The sequence below is a fragment of the Micromonospora globispora genome (assembly GCF_003857015.1).
Taxonomy (GTDB): Bacteria; Actinomycetota; Actinomycetes; order Mycobacteriales; family Micromonosporaceae; genus Micromonospora; species Micromonospora globispora.
The window spans coordinates 1-1806 of record NZ_QGGF01000360.1; the positions used below are offsets into that span (position 1 = coordinate 1).

The 1806-nt window shown below is 76.6% G+C and carries 2 protein-coding genes and 2 pseudogenes; 2 read left to right on the plus strand and 2 right to left on the minus strand.

Annotated features, from left to right (window positions below; genetic code table 11):
* A pseudogene (locus tag DKL51_RS17760) lies at nt 1-441 on the plus strand (hypothetical protein); the annotation flags it as partial.
* 12 nt (nt 442-453) lie between these two features.
* Here the strand turns inward: DKL51_RS17760 and DKL51_RS17765 are convergent.
* Nucleotides 454-969: a nitroreductase/quinone reductase family protein gene (locus DKL51_RS17765; RefSeq protein WP_260428572.1), complete on the minus strand. Its 516-nt coding sequence runs from the start codon at nt 967-969 to the stop codon at nt 454-456.
* Nucleotides 970-1104: 135 nt separating this feature from the next.
* Between DKL51_RS17765 and DKL51_RS17770 the strand changes: the two genes are divergently transcribed.
* Nucleotides 1105-1527 (plus strand): NUDIX domain-containing protein, encoded by a 423-nt coding sequence (locus tag DKL51_RS17770; RefSeq protein WP_109944330.1) that lies wholly within the window; start codon nt 1105-1107, stop codon nt 1525-1527.
* Nucleotides 1528-1589: 62 nt separating this feature from the next.
* Here DKL51_RS17770 and DKL51_RS17775 read toward each other — a convergent pair.
* Nucleotides 1590-1806: pseudogene (locus DKL51_RS17775) on the minus strand (hypothetical protein); the annotation flags it as partial.

Below are 1806 nucleotides of genomic sequence, written 5' to 3' on the forward strand. Positions count from 1 at the left end.
GAGGCCGCCGGCCCGGAGGCGGTCCGCGAGGTGCTCGCCATGGGAGCGGTCCGGGTCCGGCACGGGGTACGTGCGGTCGACGCCCCGGACCTCGTCGCCGAGCTGGTCGAGCGGGGCGTCGTACTGGACGTGACGCCGACGTCCAACCTGCGGCTCGGCGTGGCGCGCCCCGACCGGCCGCACCCGCTGACCGTGCTCACGGCGGCCGGGGTGCGCTGTTCAGTCTCCACCGACGACCCGGCGATCTTCGACATCACCCTCGCCGACGAGTACGCCCTCGCCGCCCGGCTCGGCGTCGACCCGGCCACCGCGTACGCGGCCGGGCTGGCCGGCGCCCTCTGCGACGAGGCCACCCGGGCGCGGCTGGTCGAGATCGGTCTGCGGACGTACGGTCCGTGGCCCGAGCGGCCGGCGACCCGTTCGGTGGTCGGCGCGCACTGAGCCGCGGGACCGTCAGCGGTCGGCGGCGGGCGGCCGATCCGGGATGATCCGGAAGACCGGGAAGCGGTCGGCGATCCGGGCGAACTCGGCCAGCGGGGCGTGCCGGTCCACCGGTACGTGCGGCCGGGCGCCCGGGGCGAGCGCCAGGTGCCGGCGCAGGATCGGCGGGCGGTCCGCGACGGGCACCTCCACCAGCCGGACCGCCTCCCGCCGGCCGTGCCGCAGCACCACCCGGCCCCCGGCGGCGCGCACGTTGGCCACCCAGTTGGCGCGCTCACCGAGCATCGCCACCAGGTACCGCTCGCCGTCGTGATCCGCCACCACCAGGGGCACCGCCACCAGCCTGCCGGTACGCCGACCCGGCACCTCCAGCGTCACCCAGTGCCGGGGCGCCAGCCCCGCCGCGTACTGGCCGGCCGAGAGCTGGTTCATCAGGCGGGCCAGCGCGTTCGGCCGACCGCCCCGGTACATCCATCTCACGTGCCGGTACCAGAGCCCGGCGCGGTGCCGGTCACCCGTTGCGGCCATGGAAACCTCCTCCGACCTGCGCAGCGCTGCCACCTCCATTGAGCGGTCGCCGCGCCCGGAGGAACAGGGCCGACCGGCACATCCCGGTGGGCCGTCGGGGCTGCGCCGGGCGAGGTCGGGTACTAGGTTGGCCGGATGCACCCGATCGCCTGCGTCCTGCTGGTGGACCGCGCCGGGCGGCTGCTGGTCCAGCTCCGCGACGAGCACGCGCCGCACCACCCGAACGTGTGGGGCCTGCCCGGCGGGCACTGGGAGCCGGGGGAGACGATCGACGAGACGGCGGTCCGGGAGCTGTGGGAGGAGACCGGGCTGCGCCCCGAGGGCATGTTGCGGCCGTTCGCCACCCAGGAGCTCCCCGAGCTGGACCGGGTGAAGCACTACTTCTGCGGCGCGACCCGGGCCCGCCAAGAGGACGTGGTGGTAGGCGAGGGCGCCGCGATCGTCTTCGTCCCCGCCGACGAGCTGTTCGACGGGCGGCCCTACACCCCCGGCACGGCGGAGCTGCTGGCCCGCTTCCTGGCCTCCCTGGAGTACGCCCGCCTGGCCGCCGCGGGCTGAGGTCAGCCGGTTGACCGGCCGGTCCGCCTCGCCCGGTCCGGGTGTCCCTGGGTGGGCACGCGTCAGTCGCGCGGTGGTTGCCAGTCGGCGTACCGGGCCATGCCGCGCAGCGCCAGCCGGGACGGGGTGAGCCGCAGCAGGGTGTTCCGCAGGGCCACCGCCGCGGGGTTGCGCAGTTGCTGGCCGTACCGGGCGGTGCGGGCGGCCGCCCGGGCGACGGCCGGGTCTACTGGTACGGCGCGGTCCTCGCACCGCCCGGCGGGCACGCCCCGGACGAGC